This is a genomic window from Actinomadura montaniterrae (genome assembly GCF_008923365.1).
Classification (GTDB): domain Bacteria; phylum Actinomycetota; class Actinomycetes; order Streptosporangiales; family Streptosporangiaceae; genus Spirillospora; species Spirillospora montaniterrae.
Genome location: NZ_WBMR01000232.1, coordinates 1 through 14,318, shown reverse-complemented (window position 1 = coordinate 14,318; position 14,318 = coordinate 1). Strand labels below are relative to the sequence as shown.

The following is a 14,318-nucleotide window of genomic DNA, read 5'->3' as shown; positions in this document are numbered from 1 at the left end:
GGGCGGCATCGGCGGGGGCGGCGGGCTGCCCGCGCCCGGTGGGGCGGCGGCCCGGCGGTGGGACGACGCCCGGCGGCGGCCCTGTCGTGATCGTGGAGGCTGCATCGGGCAGCCAGCATGCCAGAAAGTAGTCAGAATATGATCATTTCCCACAAATCCCCAGGTAGTACTACAAGTCCCCATATCTCAGGCGGGTCTCGGCTCATCACGAAGAGTGGCGGACCGGCCGCGAAAAGGGTTTGCGGCCGGGCGCGCGCGCCCGCCACAATCCGGAGCGACATGAGCAGACACCCCCGCCGGATGACCGCGCAGGAGACCGTGGCCGTCCTCGAACGCGGCGAGTACCGTGCCCCGTCCGGGCACACCGTCTCCATCGCCGACGACCTGGCGCGCTGCGTGCGCGACACCGTCCTGTACCGCCCGGAGGAGCTGGACGCCCTCCTCAAGGACCTCCCCGCCGCCGCTCCCGGCGCGGGCCCCGCCGCCGGCGCCGCGACGCGCGTCGAGGTGACCGACGAGACCACGCTCGCGGCGGCGCGGCGCCTGCTCGCGCCCGGGAAGGTCCCGCTGGCGCTGAACTTCGCGTCCGCCAAGAACCCCGGCGGCGGGTTCCTCAACGGCGCGCACGCGCAGGAGGAGGGCCTCGCGCGCTCGTCCGGCCTGTATCCGTCGCTGCGGGCCGCGAGGGAGTACTACGAGTTCCACCGCGCGCAGGGCGACCTGCTCTACAGCGACCACATGATCTACTCCCCCGGCGTGCCGGTGATCCGCACCGACGCCGGGCGGCTGCTGGACGAGCCGTACGGGGTCGCGTTCCTGACCTCGCCCGCTCCGAACCGGGGCGCGATCCGCGATCCCGAGAAGGCCGAGCGGATCCCCGAGGTGCTGCGTGTGCGCGCGCGGAAGGTCCTCGCGGTGGCGCTGGCCAGGGGCCACGGACGGCTGGTCCTGGGCGCGTGGGGCTGCGGCGTGTTCCGCAACGATCCGGCCGAGGTGGCGGAGGCGTTCGCCGGGCCGCTCGGGCCGGGCGGCGAGTTCGAGAACCGCTTCGAGCACGTCGTCTTCGCCGTCTGGGAGTCCGCCAAGGACACGCCCAGGCGCAACGCGTTCCGCCGCGTGTTCGGCTGACGCCCCCCGGCGGTCTAGGCCCCGCCGGGGGCTACTTGCCGCCGGCGTCCTCGACGTAGGACGCGATGCCGCGCAGCAGGACGTCGAGGCCGAACTCGAACCGCTCGGCGCCGCCCTCGTCGGTGAGGTCGTCCACCAGCGCCACGATGTGCGGGTACCGGCCGGGCGGCAGGGCCTTGTAGTACTCGCGGATCTCGGCGAGGTACTTGTGGAAGTGCTCCCACGGGTCCTCGTCGCCCTTGACCGTCGCGGTGTAGAAGGTGTCCTCGATGGCGTCGGCGTCGATGTACATGCCCAGCGTGTCGACGGCGAGCCCGGCGACCTTCGGCGGGACGCCGCCCGCGATCATGAGGCCGAGCTGCGCCTCGGCGACGGCGAGCAGGTGCGGGCCCGTCGGGATCAGCCCCATGGAGACCTTCGCGATGTCGCGGTGCGAGGTGTAGACGCGGCGGACCTCCATCGCCACCTCCTTCAGCTGCTCGCGCCACCGGTCCGGATCGGGCCGCTCCGGCAGCCTGATCTCGGCGGCGACCCGGTCGAGCATCAGCTCGCGCAGCTCCTGCTTGTCCGAGACGTGCGCGTAGAGGGACGCCGGGCCGGTGCCGAGCTCCTGCGCGACGCGGCGCATGGTGACCGCCTCCAGCCCCTCGGCGTCCAGGACCCCGATCGCCGTCTCGACGACGAGCTCCTGCGTGAGCGGCTGCCGGGACGGCGCGGGCCTGCGGGGCCGGCGGCCCGGGGGCGTCGGCATGTCCGGACGTGCGCTGGCCACCTCGGGACCTCCCAATTTCGCGATACATCTTGACTATCCGGGAACGCGATATATCTTCTCTACCTGAGAGACAAAATCACGACACGAACATCGTACTTGACACGAACGCCGTTCCCACCTTAGAACGGTGTTCGTAGCAACGAACGCTGTTCCTATCGGAGACGGACATGACCGAGACACTGCAGACCCCCGCCGGGGCCACCGGCACGGCCGGCTACCGCTGGCGCTGGGCCGCCCTCTTCGTGATCCTCGCCGGCGAGATCATGGACATGCTGGACTCCCTGATCACCAACATCGCCGCCCCCACCATCCGCGCCGAGCTGGGCGGCTCCGCCGCCACCATCCAGTGGCTCGCCGCCGGCTACACCCTCGCCATGGCGGTCGGCGTCATCACCGGCGGCAGGCTCGGCGACCTGTACGGCCGCAAGCAGATGTTCATCGTCGGCGCGGCCGGCTTCACCGCCGGCTCCCTGCTGTGCGGCGTGGCCGTCTCGCCCGGCATGCTGATCGGCGCCCGGCTGATGCAGGGCCTGTTCGGCGCGCTGATGCTGCCGCAGGGCATCGGCATGATCAAGCAGATGTTCAGCGAGAAGGAGATGGGCGCCGCGTTCGGCGCGTTCGGCCCGGTCATGGGACTGTCGTCGGTCGGCGGCCCGGTGCTGGCCGGCTGGCTGATCGACGCCGACCTGTGGGGCACCGGCTGGCGGATGATCTTCCTGATCAACCTGCCGCTCGGCCTCGCCGCGGTGCTCGCCGGGCTGCGCTTCCTGCCGTCCGGACGGTCCCCGCACGCCTCCCGGCTCGACCTCACCGGCGCCGCGCTGGCCTCCGTCGGCGCCGGGCTGATGATCTACCCGCTGGTGCAGGGCCGCGAGCTGGACTGGCCCGCCTGGACGTTCGCGATGATCGCCGCGTCCCTGCTCGTCTGGGCGCTCTTCGCCTGGTACGAGACGCGCAAGCAGCGCGCCGGCGCCGACCCGCTGATCATCCCGAGCCTGTTCCGCAAGCGCGGCTTCACCGGCGGGCTCGTCGTCGGCGTCGTGTTCTTCACCGCCATGGCGGGCACCGGCCTGGTGCTCTCGCTGTTCTTCCAGCTCGGCCTCGGCTTCTCGCCGCTCAAGGCCGGCCTGGCGCAGATCCCGTGGTCGGCCGGCGTCGTCCTCGGCTTCGGCGCGGCCCAGGCCGTCCAGCGGTTCGGCCGCGCCGTCATCCAGGCGGGCGCCCTCATCATGGCGGCCGGCATGGCCGGGATGTTCGTCACGCTGCAGCTGGCGGGCACCGGCGTCACCCCGTGGCAGCTCATCCCCGCCCTGCTCGTGACCGGGCTCGGCATGGGGCTGCTGATGGCGCCGTTCTTCGACATCGCCCTGGCGGGCGTCGAGCCCGCGGAGGCCGGGTCCGCCGGCGGCACCCTCACCGCCGTCCAGCAGCTCGGCAGTTCGCTCGGCGCTGCCGTCCTCGGCACGATCTTCTTCGGCCTGCTCGGCGGGCACGTCGCCACCGCCGCCGACGACGGGTCGGCCGCGCTGCGCGGGCGGCTCGCCGCCGTGTCCGTCCCCGCCGCGCAGCAGGAGCGCATCGTGACCGGCCTGCGCGAGTGCGGCCGCGACCGGGCCACCGCCAAGGACGCCGAGGCCATCCCGGCGTCCTGCGCGCGGATGCAGGACGACGTCAAGGCGGCGATCGCCGCGGCGCCCTCCGCCGCCCCCGCGATCCAGAAGGCCGTCGCGGCGGACGCGGCGCACTCGGCCAAGGCCGGGTTCACCGGCGCCATGGAGATCACGCTGTGGATCGTGGCCGGCATGCTCGGCCTGACCTTCCTGGCGGTCTTCCTGCTGCCGAAGCACGCCCGCCCGCAGGACGCCCCGGGCGGCGGCGCGCAGCCCGCGACAGCCTGACCCCGCCGGACGGCCCCACGGCTCCGGCGGCTCCCGGCCCGGCATCCCGCGACCCGGCCGCCCGGCGGCCCGCGCCCCGCGATCCCGGCCCGGCAACCCCGGAGAAAGGCCCGCGGCGAGGACGAGCGCTCCTGCGCGGAGCGCGCGTCCCGCCGCGGGCCTTCCGGCGTACCGCCGACGGCACCGGAGCGGCGCCGGTCAGACCTTCGCCAGCACCTCCGACGCCAGCAGCTCCAGGTGGTCCAGGTCGCTCAGGTCGAGGACCTGCAGGTAGATCCGCTCGGCGCCGAGCTCCCCGAACCGCCCGATCTTCTCCACGACCTCGGCCGGGGTGCCCGCGAGGCCGTTCTGCCGCAGCTCGTCCACCCCGCGGCCGATCGCGTCGGCGCGGCGCGCGAGCTCCGCCTCGTCGCGCCCGCAGCAGACGACCTGCGCCGCCGAGTACACGATCGGCTTCGTCCGGCCCGCGTCCCGGCAGGCCGCCCGGACCCGGTCGAACGCGCCGCCGGTGTCCTCGACCTGGTGGAACGGCACGTTGTACTCGTCGGCGTACGCGGCGGCCAGGCGCGGCGTGCGCTTCGGCCCGAGGCCGCCGAGGATCACCGGCGGGCCGCCCGCCTGCGCCGGCTTCGGCAGCGCCGGCGAGTCCTTCAGCGTGTAGTGCTCGCCGGCGAAGGAGAAGGTCTCGCCGTCCGGCGTCCCCCACAGCCCGGTGACGATCCGGATCTGCTCCTCCAGCCGCTCGAACCGCTCCTTCAGGCTCGGGAACGGGATGCCGTACTGGACGTGCTCCTCCTCGAACCAGCCCGTCCCGATGCCGAAGTCGACGCGGCCGCCGCTCATCTGGTCGACCTGCGCGACGGAGATCGCCAGCGGGCCCGGGTAGCGGAACGTGCCGGCCGTCACCAGCGTGCCGAGCCGGATCCGGCTCGTCTCGCGGGCCAGCGCGCCGAGCGTGACCCAGGAGTCGGTCGGGCCCGGCAGGCCCGAGACGTTGCCCATCTTCGTGTAGTGGTCGGAACGGAAGAACGCGTCGAAGCCGAGGTCCTCCGTCGCCTTGGCCACAGACAGCAGTGTTTCGTAGCTCGCCCCCTGCTGGGGCTCGGTGAAGATCCGTAGACGCATGAGTCCATACTCGTACGCCCGCGCCCCGGCCCGCGCCACGGGACCTACTTCGCGCCCGCCCGCTTCGACTGGGGCGTGCCCGCGTGCGGCCTCTTCGGCGCGTGCTTCTTGCCCCCGGCCTGCGCGGCGTGCCCCTTCTTCACCGGGCTCTTCTTCGGCGCGCCCTTCTTCGGGGTGCTCTTCTTCGCCGTGATCCGGGTGCGCACCGTCGCGGAGTCGTTGCCGGGGTTCAGGTCGGTGGTCGACGACGTGACCCGCGACCGGTACGCCAGGACCTTCCCTGACCGGACGTTCCCGGCCGGCAGCACCTTCAGGCGCAGCGTCCGCGTCTCGCCGGGCCGCAGCGACCCGACCCCGCACACGAAGCCCCGCGTCTCGGGGATGCACGCGGCGTTCCCGGTGAGCAGCCGCACCGGCCCCGACGCGTGGACGAACACGTCCTCGGCCGTGGCCGGCCCCCGGTTGCGGACCTTCAGCTCGTAGGAGATCGGCGCGCCCGAGCGCGCGGTCGCCGGGGCGGTCTTCACCATGACCAGGTCCGCCGTCCGGGCGACGCGCGCCACCGGGAAGTCCTCGGCGTCGCGCACGCCGCGCCACGTCACCGTCGCGGGCATCCGGAGCGCCTCGTCCGGACGGGCGCGCCGGGCCACCTTCGCCCGGATCATCCCGGCGACCGTCTCGCCGGGGCGGACCGCGCCGAGGTCGCACTCGACCGTCCACCCGCTCACCGCGCAGTCGCGCCGTCCCGACACGAACTCCAGCGCCTTCGGCAGCGTCGCGCGGAACACGGCCCGGCCCGTCCTGGCCGGCCCCTTCGCCGTCACCGCGAACGGCCAGTCGTACGTGCGGCCGGGAAGCACCGTCCTGCCGGGACCGCTGGTGTGCAGCCGCACCGACCTGGCCTTCTTCTTGTGCTTGACGGGCTTCGCGTGCGGCGCCGGGCGTCCCTGCCCTTTGCCCTTGCCCTTGCCCTTGCCCTTGTGGCCGTGGTCGCCCTTCTGCCCCTTGCCCTTGCCGCCGTGGTGGCCGCCGTGCCCCGACGGCCCGGGGCCGTCGGCCTGCGCGCCGCCGGCCGCGCCCACCAGCGGCACCACGCCCAGCAGCGGGGCGGCGGCCAGCACCGCGAGCCCCCGCGCGCAGTCGCGCCCCGTCATCTTCCGGATCACCGTGGAACCCCCCGTGGCCTGCGCCTTCGTAGCGGACAGGTCCGTTGTAGCGAGCGCACGGTAAAACCGCTAGCGCAACGTCGGCGTGTCGTCACGGACAGTCACATCGGGCGGAAGGGCCCGTTCTGGGCGATCAACCTCGGGAATCTCCTGCGACGAAACGGGCGCAACCTGTTGAATCGGCGATGACCTGGATCCGAATCATGGAGTTGACATGGCAGTCTTCGGCGTCGACTACGCGTGGGGACGCCCCGGCGCGTCCGCGCTGAAACGCGCCGGGGCGAAGTTCGCGTGCCGCTACCTCTCGCACGACACCACCGGCAAGAACCTCACCCGCGCCGAGGCGGACGAGCTGTCGGAGGCCGGCATCTGGCTGGTGGTGGTGTGGGAGACCGCCGCGAACCGGGCGCTGGACGGCAAGGCCGCGGGGACCGCCGACGCGCAGGCCGCCGCGAGCCAGGCCGAGTCCTGCGGCATGCCCGGCGACCGGCCGATCTACTTCGCGGTCGACTGGGACGCCTCGTCCTCCCAGCAGAGCGCGATCAACGCCTACCTGGACGGCGCCGCGTCCGTCCTCGGCCGCGACCGCGTCGGGCTGTACGCCGGATACGGGCCGGTCAACCGGGCGTTCGACGCCGGGAAGATCACCTACGGGTGGCAGACCTACGCCTGGTCCGGCGGCCGCTGGGACGCGCGCGCCCAGCTCCAGCAGTACTCCAACGACCACACCATCAACGGCGTCGGCCTCGACTACGACCGCGCCGTGAAGGACGACTATGGGCAGTGGCGCGTCGGCGTCTCGCCCGGGGAGGACGACGAAATGCCGAGCTACGTGTCCGTCGGCACGACCAAGGAGCAGCAGCTGCCCGCCGGCCAGTGGACCAACGTCAGCTGGCAGCACGACTACGCCGACTCCGAGCACCAGCACAGCGACTCGGGCGGCCCCAGCCTCCTGTGGGGCTCGGCCTACTATTCGCTGACCGCCGCGGTGACCGTCACCGGCGTGCCGGCGGGCACGCTGATCCAGGCCCGCGCGGTCGAGGTCGACGCCAAGGACGACAGCAAGGTCACCGGCGGCCCCGTGCAGGACTACGTGTCGGCGGGCGACCAGACCCACATCGTGTACTCGATCGGCGCCGACACCGTGGGCGACGGCTACCGGGTCCGGTTCCAGGTCGCCCAGCACGGCAGCGGCGCCGCGAAGGTCGCCACCGGGGGCAGCGCCAAGGTCTTCTTCTGGCGCTGACCCCGTCGGGCCGCTGCGGCCCGATCGTCAGAAGTCGTCGTTGGTGTAGGGGGCCAGCGGGACGGTGAGGGCGGCGTCCAGGCGCGCGGCGGCGCCCGGGGTGTGCTCGGTGACCGCGCCGATGCGCACCAGCGTGGCGAGCGTCGCGCCGCCGAGGTAGACGGCGCCGAGGTCGGCGACGCTCAGCGACAGGTCCGGTGCGTCGGCCGTGGGCTCGCAGCCGGGCGCGGGCCCGGTCGTCAGCCGCCACCGCCCGTGGTTGGCGGGGATCCGGGTGTCCGCGACGTCCAGCACGAACGCGTCGCCGGCCGCCCACGAGCGGGCGCGGAGCGCGGCCGGGACGTCGACGAGCCGCAGCCACAGCGCGCCGTACCCGCCGGTCACCCTGACCTGGTCGGGGTCGGCGGCCATGTGCGGCAGCAGGTCGTCCACCGGCCGGGTCGGCGCCTTGATCCGCGAGGTCAGGTCGATGCCGGCGAGGTACCGCCAGAGCGCCGCCTCGACCCGGGCGTCCGCCGCGACGAGGTCCTCCAGCCGGACGGTGCCGTGGCCCGTCCGGTAGATCGCGTAGCCCTCGGGGTGGACGACGACGCGCGGCTCGGTGAGCTGCTCGTCGCTCAGCTCCTCCTCGGGCAGGACGTTGCGGGACCACCACTCGGCGTCGCGCACCAGGCCGCCCGGACGGCGGGCCAGGGCGGCCTCGTGGATCGGGCCGAGGACGCCGGGCGCCTCATCGGGGTCGACCAGCCGCAGCGGCCGCGGGTCGGGCTCGGTGCGCAGGGCGAGCGGGCGGGAGGTGTCGACCTCCAGCTCCATGGCCCGGTCCGCGAGGCCGAAGCCGTAGCGGCCGTAGATCGCGCTCTCGGACGCCCACAGCGCCGCGACGGGACGGGACGCCGCGATCGCGTCGGCGTGCATCCGCTCGATCATCGCCGACAGCACGCCGCGGCGGCGGTGCGTCGGCAGCACCCCGACCGCGGTGACCGCGGAGCAGGCGACGGTCCCGCCCGGCACGGCCAGCCGCATCGGCAGCGCGGCCAGCTGCCCCGCCCGGACGCCGCCGGACCAGGCGCCGACGCGCTCGGCGCGCCGCATCATCCAGCGCCAGCGTTCCCGGTCGCGCTCGCGGATGCGCTGGTGGAACACCAGCCCGGAGAAGTCGATCATCCCGTCCAGATCGGCCTCGGGGACGTCCCTGATCTCCAGATCGGTCATGCGCCCACGGTAACCAGCGCCCGCAACCGGTTTTCCGGGCGCGTCCCGTCAGCCCCTGACGAGCGTCGCGAGGCACTCCACGTGCTGGGTCATCGGGAAGGCGTCGAAGGCGCGGAGGGTCTCCAGCGTCCAGCCGCGCTCGCCGAAGTAGCCGAGGTCGCGGGCCAGCGTCGCGGGGTCGCAGGACACGTAGGCGATCTTGCGTCCGGCGAGCCGGGTGATGTGCTCGACGACGTCGCGGCCCGCGCCGGTGCGGGGCGGGTCGAGGACGACGACGTCCGCGCGGCGGACGCGCTCGCCCCGGTGGTGGCCGCCGCCGCGCTTGTTCTGCGTGCGCGAGCCGCCGGAGGCGCGGCCGAACTCCAGGTCGGCGATGATCTCCTCGACGGGGCCGCGCTCGATCGAGACGTTCTTCAGGTCCCGCAGGTTGAACCGGGCGTCCCGGACGGCCTGCCCGTCGGACTCGACGCCGACGACGAGGCCGTCGGGGCCGATCCGGTCGGCGAGGACGCCGGCGAACAGGCCGACGCCGCAGTACAGGTCGAGGGCGATGTCGCCCGGCTTGGGCTCCAGCGCGTCCACGACGGCGTCGGCGAGCAGCTGCGCGGCGCCCGGGTGGACCTGCCAGAACCCGCTGCCGCTGACCTGGAACATCCGGCCGGAGACGCTCTCGCGGACGTACGGCGGGTTCGATCCCGGCTCGGGCTTGCCGCGCACCAGCCGGACGGGCACGTCCAGCCGGGGCACGCGGATCTTGCGGCGGTCCCGGCCGCGCAGCACCACGAGCCGGTCGCCGGTGGTGGCGGACACGATGCCCTCGACGCCGGACGCGCCGGGCCAGCGCTTGCGCTCGATGCCCATCAGCTCGACGCCCGGGTGGGCGATCAGGCACTCGTCGACCGGCTCGATGTCGTGCGAGCGGTGCCGGCGCAGGCCGACCGCGCCGGCGTCCACGGAGAACTGGACGCGGGTGCGCCAGCCGAGGCCCGGCGGCGGCACCACGTCGCCGTCGACGGGGTACGGGACCTCCTCGACGACGACCGTGCGGGTGATCCCGGCGAGCCGGCTCAGCTGCTCCTCGACGACGGCGGCCTTGAGGGCGCGCTGCGCGGGCAGCGAGGCGTGCTGCCAGTCGCAGCCGCCGCAGCGGCCGGGGCCGGCGAACGGGCAGGGCGGCTCGACCCGGTCCGGGGACGCCTCGATGATCTCCACGGCGTCGGCGCGCAGGAAGTTCTTGGTGCGGTCGGTGACCCGGGCCCGCACCCGCTCCCCGGGCAGCGCGTGCCGCACGAACACCACGCGGCCCTCGTGCCGGGCGACGCAGAACCCCCCGTTGGCGACGTTGCCGATCTCCAGTTCGAGGATCTCGGGAACGTCGGTCTCCGAGCCGGTGGCTCGCGAGGGGGACGTGCCCCCCGGGCCGGCTCCGTCGGTTTCACTCACGGTCGGAAACACTACCGCCGGACGGGCGCGCTTCGACCCGCGGCGGCCGCCGGGACGAGCCCGGCCCGGGCGGCTCTACCCGGCCCTTCAGCCGGTCGGAGGAGTGCAGCTGCCAGGCGACGCTGGTGACCATGACGCCGGGCTGGAACAGCAGCCGGCCCTTCAGCCGCAGCGCGCTCTGGTTGTGCAGCAGCTGCTCCCACCAGTGCCCGACGACGTACTCGGGGATGAAGACGGTGACGACGTCGCGGGGGCTGCGGCGCCGGACGCTCTTGACGTAGGCGAGGACGGGCCGGGTGATCTCCCGGTACGGGGAGTCGAGGATCTTCAGCGGGACGGGGATGTCCAGGGCGTCCCACTCCTGCTGGAGCCGGGCGGACTCCTCGGCGTCCACCGCGACCGTGACGGCCTCCAGCGAGGACGGGCGGGTCGCGCGGGCGTACGCCAGCGCCCGCAGCGTCGGCTTGTGGATCTTGGAGACCAGGACGATGGCGTGGTTGCGGGCGGGCAGCGCCACGTCCTCGCCGGACGGCACGAGCTCCTCGGCGACCCGGTCGTAGTGCCGCCGGATCGCCCGCATCAGCAGGAACAGCAGCGGCATCGCGATGCAGACGATGTAGGCGCCGAGCAGGAACTTGGTGAGCAGCACGACGACGAGGACGATGCCGGTGAGCGTGGCGCCGAACGCGTTGATGGCGCGGGAGGTCCGCATCCGCCGCCGCTGCGCCGGGTCGGTCTCGGTGGCGAGCAGCCGGTTCCAGTGCCGGACCATGCCGACCTGGCTGACGGTGAACGAGACGAACACGCCGACGGTGTACAGCGGGATCAGCCTGCTGACGGACGCGTCGTAGGCGTAGATCAGCAGCCCGGCCATGGTGGCGAGGATGATGATGCCGTTGCTGAACGCGAGGCGGTCGCCGCGGGTGTGCAGCTGACGGGGCAGGTAGCGGTTCTGCGCGAGCACGGACGCCAGCACCGGGAACCCGTTGAAGGCGGTGTTCGCGGCGAGGAACAGGATCAGCGCGGTCATCGTGGTGACCAGCCCGAACCCGACCTCGAAGTTGCTGAACACGGTGTGCGCGACCTGCGCGATCACCGGGTCGGCGTCGGTGACCTCCTTGCCGGTGGCCGGGTTGATCAGGTGGCTGCCCTGGTCGGGCGAGGCGAACTTGGCGTGCGTGATGTAGGCGAACGCGGTGACCCCGCCGAACATCGTCATCGCGACGATCCCGAGCATCAGCAGCGTCTTGGCGGCGTTCTCGCCCTTGGGCTTGCGGAACGCGGGCACGCCGTTGCTGATCGCCTCGACGCCGGTCAGCGCCGCACAGCCGGACGAGAAGGCTCTGAGCAGCAGGAACACCAGCGCGAACCCGGCGACGCCGGTCTCGTCCCCGTGGATCTGGTAGTGCGCGGTCTCCGCGTCCAGGTGCGTGCCCAGCACCAGCCGGCCGAGCCCCCACAGCAGCATGGCGACGATGGAGAACATGAACAGGTAGGTCGGGACCGCGAAGGCGACCCCGGCCTCCTTGAGGCCGCGCAGGTTGCCGATGGTGAGCAGCACGACGATGCCGATGGCGACGGCCACCTCGTGCGGCTGCATGAACTTCAGCAGGGCGCCGAGGTTCTCCACCCCGGACGACACCGAGACCGCGACGGTCATGACGTAGTCGACGAGCAGGGCGCTGGCGACGACCACGCCCCAGTTCCCGCCGAGGTTGGTGGTGGCGACCTCGAAGTCGCCGCCGCCGCTCTGGTAGGCGCGGACGTTCTGCCGGTACGACGCGACGACGGTGAGCAGGATCACCACCACGGCCGCGGCGACCCAGGGGGTGTAGTGGTAGGTCACGAGACCCGCGGCGGCGAGCGCGAGCAGGATCTCCTGGGGGGCGTACGCCACGGAGGACAGGGCGTCGCTGGCGAAGATCGGCAACGCGACCCTCTTCTTCAGCAGCTGTTCGTGCTGCTGGGCGCTGCTGAGGGCGCGGCCCAGGATGAGCCGCTTCGCAAGGTCCGGAACCTTTGACACGGAAGGAGAGCCTAGCCCGTCCGCCAGATGCGCCTCCCCGGCCCCGCCTTCTGGGCGGCCGGGTAGTGCTCGCCTGGGCGGATGTGTAGTTTTGCAGCCCGGCAGGGATCATTCAGGAAAGCGATCCTCGGGTGCAGCACGGCGTCGGCGGACCGGCGGCGGATGCCGTGCACGGCGCGGGGGGTACAGGGGGGACGTCCCCCTGGACGGAAGAAGGAACGGCCGTGCATATCGTGATCATGGGGTGCGGGCGGGTCGGGTCGACGCTCGCCCACATCCTCGAGGACAAGGGCCATACCGTGGCCATCATCGACCAGAGCCCGGAGGCGTTCCGCCGGCTGCGCAGCGGCTTCAAGGGCCGGCGCATCACCGGGTTCGGGTTCGACCGCGATGTGATCGTCGAGGCGGGCATCGAGAACGCGGACGCGTTCGTGGCCGTCAGCAGCGGCGACAACTCCAACATCATCTCGGCGCGGGTGGCCCGCGAGACGTTCGGCGTCGACAACGTGGTGGCCCGGATCTACGATCCCCGGCGCGCCGAGGTGTACCAGCGGCTCGGCATCCCCACGGTCGCGACGGTCCGCTGGACGGCCGACCAGATCCTGCGCCGGCTGCTGCCCGAGGGCGCGGAGCCGCTGTGGCGCGACCCGACCGGCGCGGTGCTGCTCGCGGAGCTGGACTCCGGGCACCTGTGGGTCGGCGAGAAGGTCGGCGCGCTGGAGGAGCACGCGGACTGCCGGGTGGCGTTCCTGTCCCGGATGGGCGAGGCGCTCGTCCCGGAGCGCAACACGGTGATCCAGGACGGCGACATCGTGCACATCATCGCGCGCGCCGACGAGGTCGAGCGGATCAACGCCGCCGTCGCGGCGCGGAACGAGGAGGGCGCCTGATGCGGGTCGCGATCGCCGGGGCCGGCGCGGTGGGCCGCTCCATCGCCCAGGAGCTGCTGGAGAACGGCCACGAGGTGCTCCTGATCGACAAGAGCCCGAAGGCCATCAAGGTGGAGATGGTGCCGCGCGCGGAGTGGCTGCTGGCCGACGCGTGCGAGATCTCCGCGCTGGACGACGCGGCGCTGGAGCGCTGCCAGGTGGTGGTGGCCTCGTCCGGCGACGACAAGGTCAACCTGGTGGTGTCGCTGCTCGCCAAGACCGAGTACGGGGTGCCGCGGGTGGTGGCGCGGATCAACCATCCGAACAACGAGTGGCTGTTCAACGAGTCGTGGGGGGTGGACGTCGCGGTGTCCACGCCGCGGCTGCTGTCGGCGCTGGTGGAGGAGGCCGTCAGCGTCGGCGACCTGGTCCGGCTGATGACGTTCCGGCAGGGCGAGGCGAACCTGGTGGAGCTGACGCTGCCCGACAACGCGCCGCTCGGCGGCGAGCGGGTCGGGTCGGTGAGCTGGCCGCGCGACACGGCGCTGGTGGCGATCCTGCGCGAGGGCCGGGTGCTGGTGCCGACGCCGGACGACACCCTGGAGCCGGGCGACGAGCTGATGTTCGTGGCCAGCCAGGACGTGGAGGACGAGCTCGCGGAGCTGCTCGGCGGCCGGTAGACGCGGAGCGGGGGCGGGCCGGGCGGCCCGTCCCCGCCACCGCCGAGGCTCGGTCAGGCGCGGCCGGGCTCGCCGTCGTCCTCGCCGGCGGGGAGCGGGGTGCGGCCGCGGGCGAGCAGCCACACCATGGTGGCGAGCGCGGCGACCTGCAGCGGCCAGCCCATCACGATCTTGGCGGGGCCGAGCAGCCCGCTCTGGTCGCCGGACGCGAGGTAGATCGGGTACTGGACGGCGACCCGCAGCGCGCACGGCAGCACCAGCAGCCAGGTCAGCCGGGAGCACAGCTTGACGATGCCGGGGTCGGACCGCCAGGCGGTCGGGTCGCCGGTGACGGAGCCGATGATGAAGCCGACGATCGGCCAGCGCACCGCGATCGAGAAGATCATCGCGGCGGCGTAGCCGGCGTTCAGCATGATGCCGGGCAGGAACGCGTCCTCGGCCTTGCCGGAGCGCAGCGCGAAGAACGCCGCGATCGCGATGCCGACGAGGCTGTTCAGCACGAACTGGACGCTGGTGCGCTGCGCGATCCGCAGCACGAGCAGCACCACCGCCGCGCCGATCCCGACGCCGACGGACAGCTTGATGTCCTTGGACGCGACGTAGGTCGCGGTGAAGCCGATGGTGGGGACGGCGGCCTCGACCATGCCGCGGACGCCGCCGAGCGCCTTGCTGAGCTGGGCCCGCACGGCGGCCTCGACGGTGTCGTGGGCGTCGCCGGCGCCGGTGCGCCCGGGCGCGGGATCGCCGGGC

At 73.1% G+C, this 14,318-nt stretch carries 12 protein-coding genes; 5 read left to right on the top strand and 7 right to left on the bottom strand.

Translation table 11 applies throughout. The features are described from left to right. Window positions 1–279: 279 nt before the first annotated feature. Window positions 280–1,128, top strand: coding sequence for a TIGR02452 family protein (locus F9B16_RS42425; RefSeq protein ID WP_151545922.1), 849 nt, complete (start codon window positions 280–282; stop codon window positions 1,126–1,128). A gap of 31 nt (window positions 1,129–1,159) precedes the next feature. Here F9B16_RS42425 and F9B16_RS42420 read toward each other — a convergent pair whose 3' ends face one another. Continuing rightward, window positions 1,160–1,879 (bottom strand): TetR/AcrR family transcriptional regulator, encoded by a 720-nt coding sequence (locus tag F9B16_RS42420; protein WP_151545921.1) that lies wholly within the window; start codon window positions 1,877–1,879, stop codon window positions 1,160–1,162. A 188-nt stretch (window positions 1,880–2,067) separates the two neighbouring features. Between F9B16_RS42420 and F9B16_RS42415 the strand changes: the two genes are divergently transcribed. Beyond that, complete coding sequence (locus F9B16_RS42415; RefSeq protein ID WP_151545920.1) at window positions 2,068–3,798, top strand: MFS transporter; 1,731 nt, start codon at window positions 2,068–2,070, stop codon at window positions 3,796–3,798. A 198-nt stretch (window positions 3,799–3,996) separates the two neighbouring features. Here F9B16_RS42415 and F9B16_RS42410 read toward each other — a convergent pair whose 3' ends face one another. Continuing rightward, on the bottom strand, window positions 3,997–4,923 hold the full coding sequence (locus F9B16_RS42410) for an LLM class F420-dependent oxidoreductase (RefSeq protein WP_151545919.1): 927 nt from the start codon (window positions 4,921–4,923) through the stop codon (window positions 3,997–3,999). A 44-nt stretch (window positions 4,924–4,967) separates the two neighbouring features. Beyond that, window positions 4,968–6,077, bottom strand: a complete 1,110-nt coding sequence (locus F9B16_RS42405; RefSeq protein ID WP_151545918.1) for a DUF11 domain-containing protein — start codon at window positions 6,075–6,077, stop codon at window positions 4,968–4,970. A 226-nt stretch (window positions 6,078–6,303) separates the two neighbouring features. Between F9B16_RS42405 and F9B16_RS42400 the strand changes: the two genes are divergently transcribed. Beyond that, window positions 6,304–7,335 (top strand): glycoside hydrolase domain-containing protein, encoded by a 1,032-nt coding sequence (locus tag F9B16_RS42400; RefSeq protein ID WP_151545917.1) that lies wholly within the window; start codon window positions 6,304–6,306, stop codon window positions 7,333–7,335. Between the two features lie 27 nt (window positions 7,336–7,362). Here F9B16_RS42400 and F9B16_RS42395 read toward each other — a convergent pair whose 3' ends face one another. The 3 genes from F9B16_RS42395 to F9B16_RS42385 all read right to left on the bottom strand — a co-directional run bounded on the left by F9B16_RS42395 (window position 7,363) and on the right by F9B16_RS42385 (window position 12,019). Beyond that, window positions 7,363–8,550: a GNAT family N-acetyltransferase gene (locus F9B16_RS42395; RefSeq protein ID WP_151545916.1), complete on the bottom strand. Its 1,188-nt coding sequence runs from the start codon at window positions 8,548–8,550 to the stop codon at window positions 7,363–7,365. 48 nt (window positions 8,551–8,598) lie between these two features. Then, window positions 8,599–9,915 carry a class I SAM-dependent RNA methyltransferase gene (locus F9B16_RS42390; protein WP_151545924.1) on the bottom strand — a complete coding sequence of 439 codons (1,317 nt, stop codon included), beginning with the start codon at window positions 9,913–9,915 and terminating at the stop codon, window positions 8,599–8,601. Window positions 9,916–9,985: 70 nt separating this feature from the next. Further along, window positions 9,986–12,019, bottom strand: coding sequence for an APC family permease (locus F9B16_RS42385; protein WP_151545915.1), 2,034 nt, complete (start codon window positions 12,017–12,019; stop codon window positions 9,986–9,988). Between the two features lie 224 nt (window positions 12,020–12,243). Between F9B16_RS42385 and F9B16_RS42380 the strand changes: the two genes are divergently transcribed. Beyond that, the gene (locus F9B16_RS42380) at window positions 12,244–12,909 is read left to right on the top strand and encodes a potassium channel family protein (RefSeq protein ID WP_151545914.1); all 666 of its coding nucleotides are present in this window, start codon (window positions 12,244–12,246) and stop codon (window positions 12,907–12,909) included. Beyond that, entirely contained in the window at window positions 12,909–13,568 is a 660-nt protein-coding gene (locus F9B16_RS42375; RefSeq protein WP_151545913.1) for a potassium channel family protein, read from the top strand. The genes F9B16_RS42380 and F9B16_RS42375 overlap by 1 nt, the downstream gene beginning before the upstream one ends. A 53-nt stretch (window positions 13,569–13,621) precedes the next feature. Here the strand turns inward: F9B16_RS42375 and F9B16_RS42370 are convergent. Then, on the bottom strand, window positions 13,622–14,318 hold a 697-nt coding region (locus F9B16_RS42370), incomplete at its 5' end, for a DUF3159 domain-containing protein (RefSeq protein ID WP_404800566.1).

Coding starts and splice junctions, on each gene's coding strand:
- F9B16_RS42420 (WP_151545921.1), bottom strand. CDS start 1,879: ATGCCGACGCCCCCGGGCCGCCGGCCCCGCAGGCCCGCGCCGTCCCGG.
- F9B16_RS42400 (WP_151545917.1), top strand. CDS start 6,304: ATGGCAGTCTTCGGCGTCGACTACGCGTGGGGACGCCCCGGCGCGTCC.
- F9B16_RS42405 (WP_151545918.1), bottom strand. CDS start 6,077: ATGACGGGGCGCGACTGCGCGCGGGGGCTCGCGGTGCTGGCCGCCGCC.
- F9B16_RS42375 (WP_151545913.1), top strand. CDS start 12,909: ATGCGGGTCGCGATCGCCGGGGCCGGCGCGGTGGGCCGCTCCATCGCC.
- F9B16_RS42415 (WP_151545920.1), top strand. CDS start 2,068: ATGACCGAGACACTGCAGACCCCCGCCGGGGCCACCGGCACGGCCGGC.
- F9B16_RS42425 (WP_151545922.1), top strand. CDS start 280: ATGAGCAGACACCCCCGCCGGATGACCGCGCAGGAGACCGTGGCCGTC.
- F9B16_RS42395 (WP_151545916.1), bottom strand. CDS start 8,550: ATGACCGATCTGGAGATCAGGGACGTCCCCGAGGCCGATCTGGACGGG.
- F9B16_RS42410 (WP_151545919.1), bottom strand. CDS start 4,923: ATGCGTCTACGGATCTTCACCGAGCCCCAGCAGGGGGCGAGCTACGAA.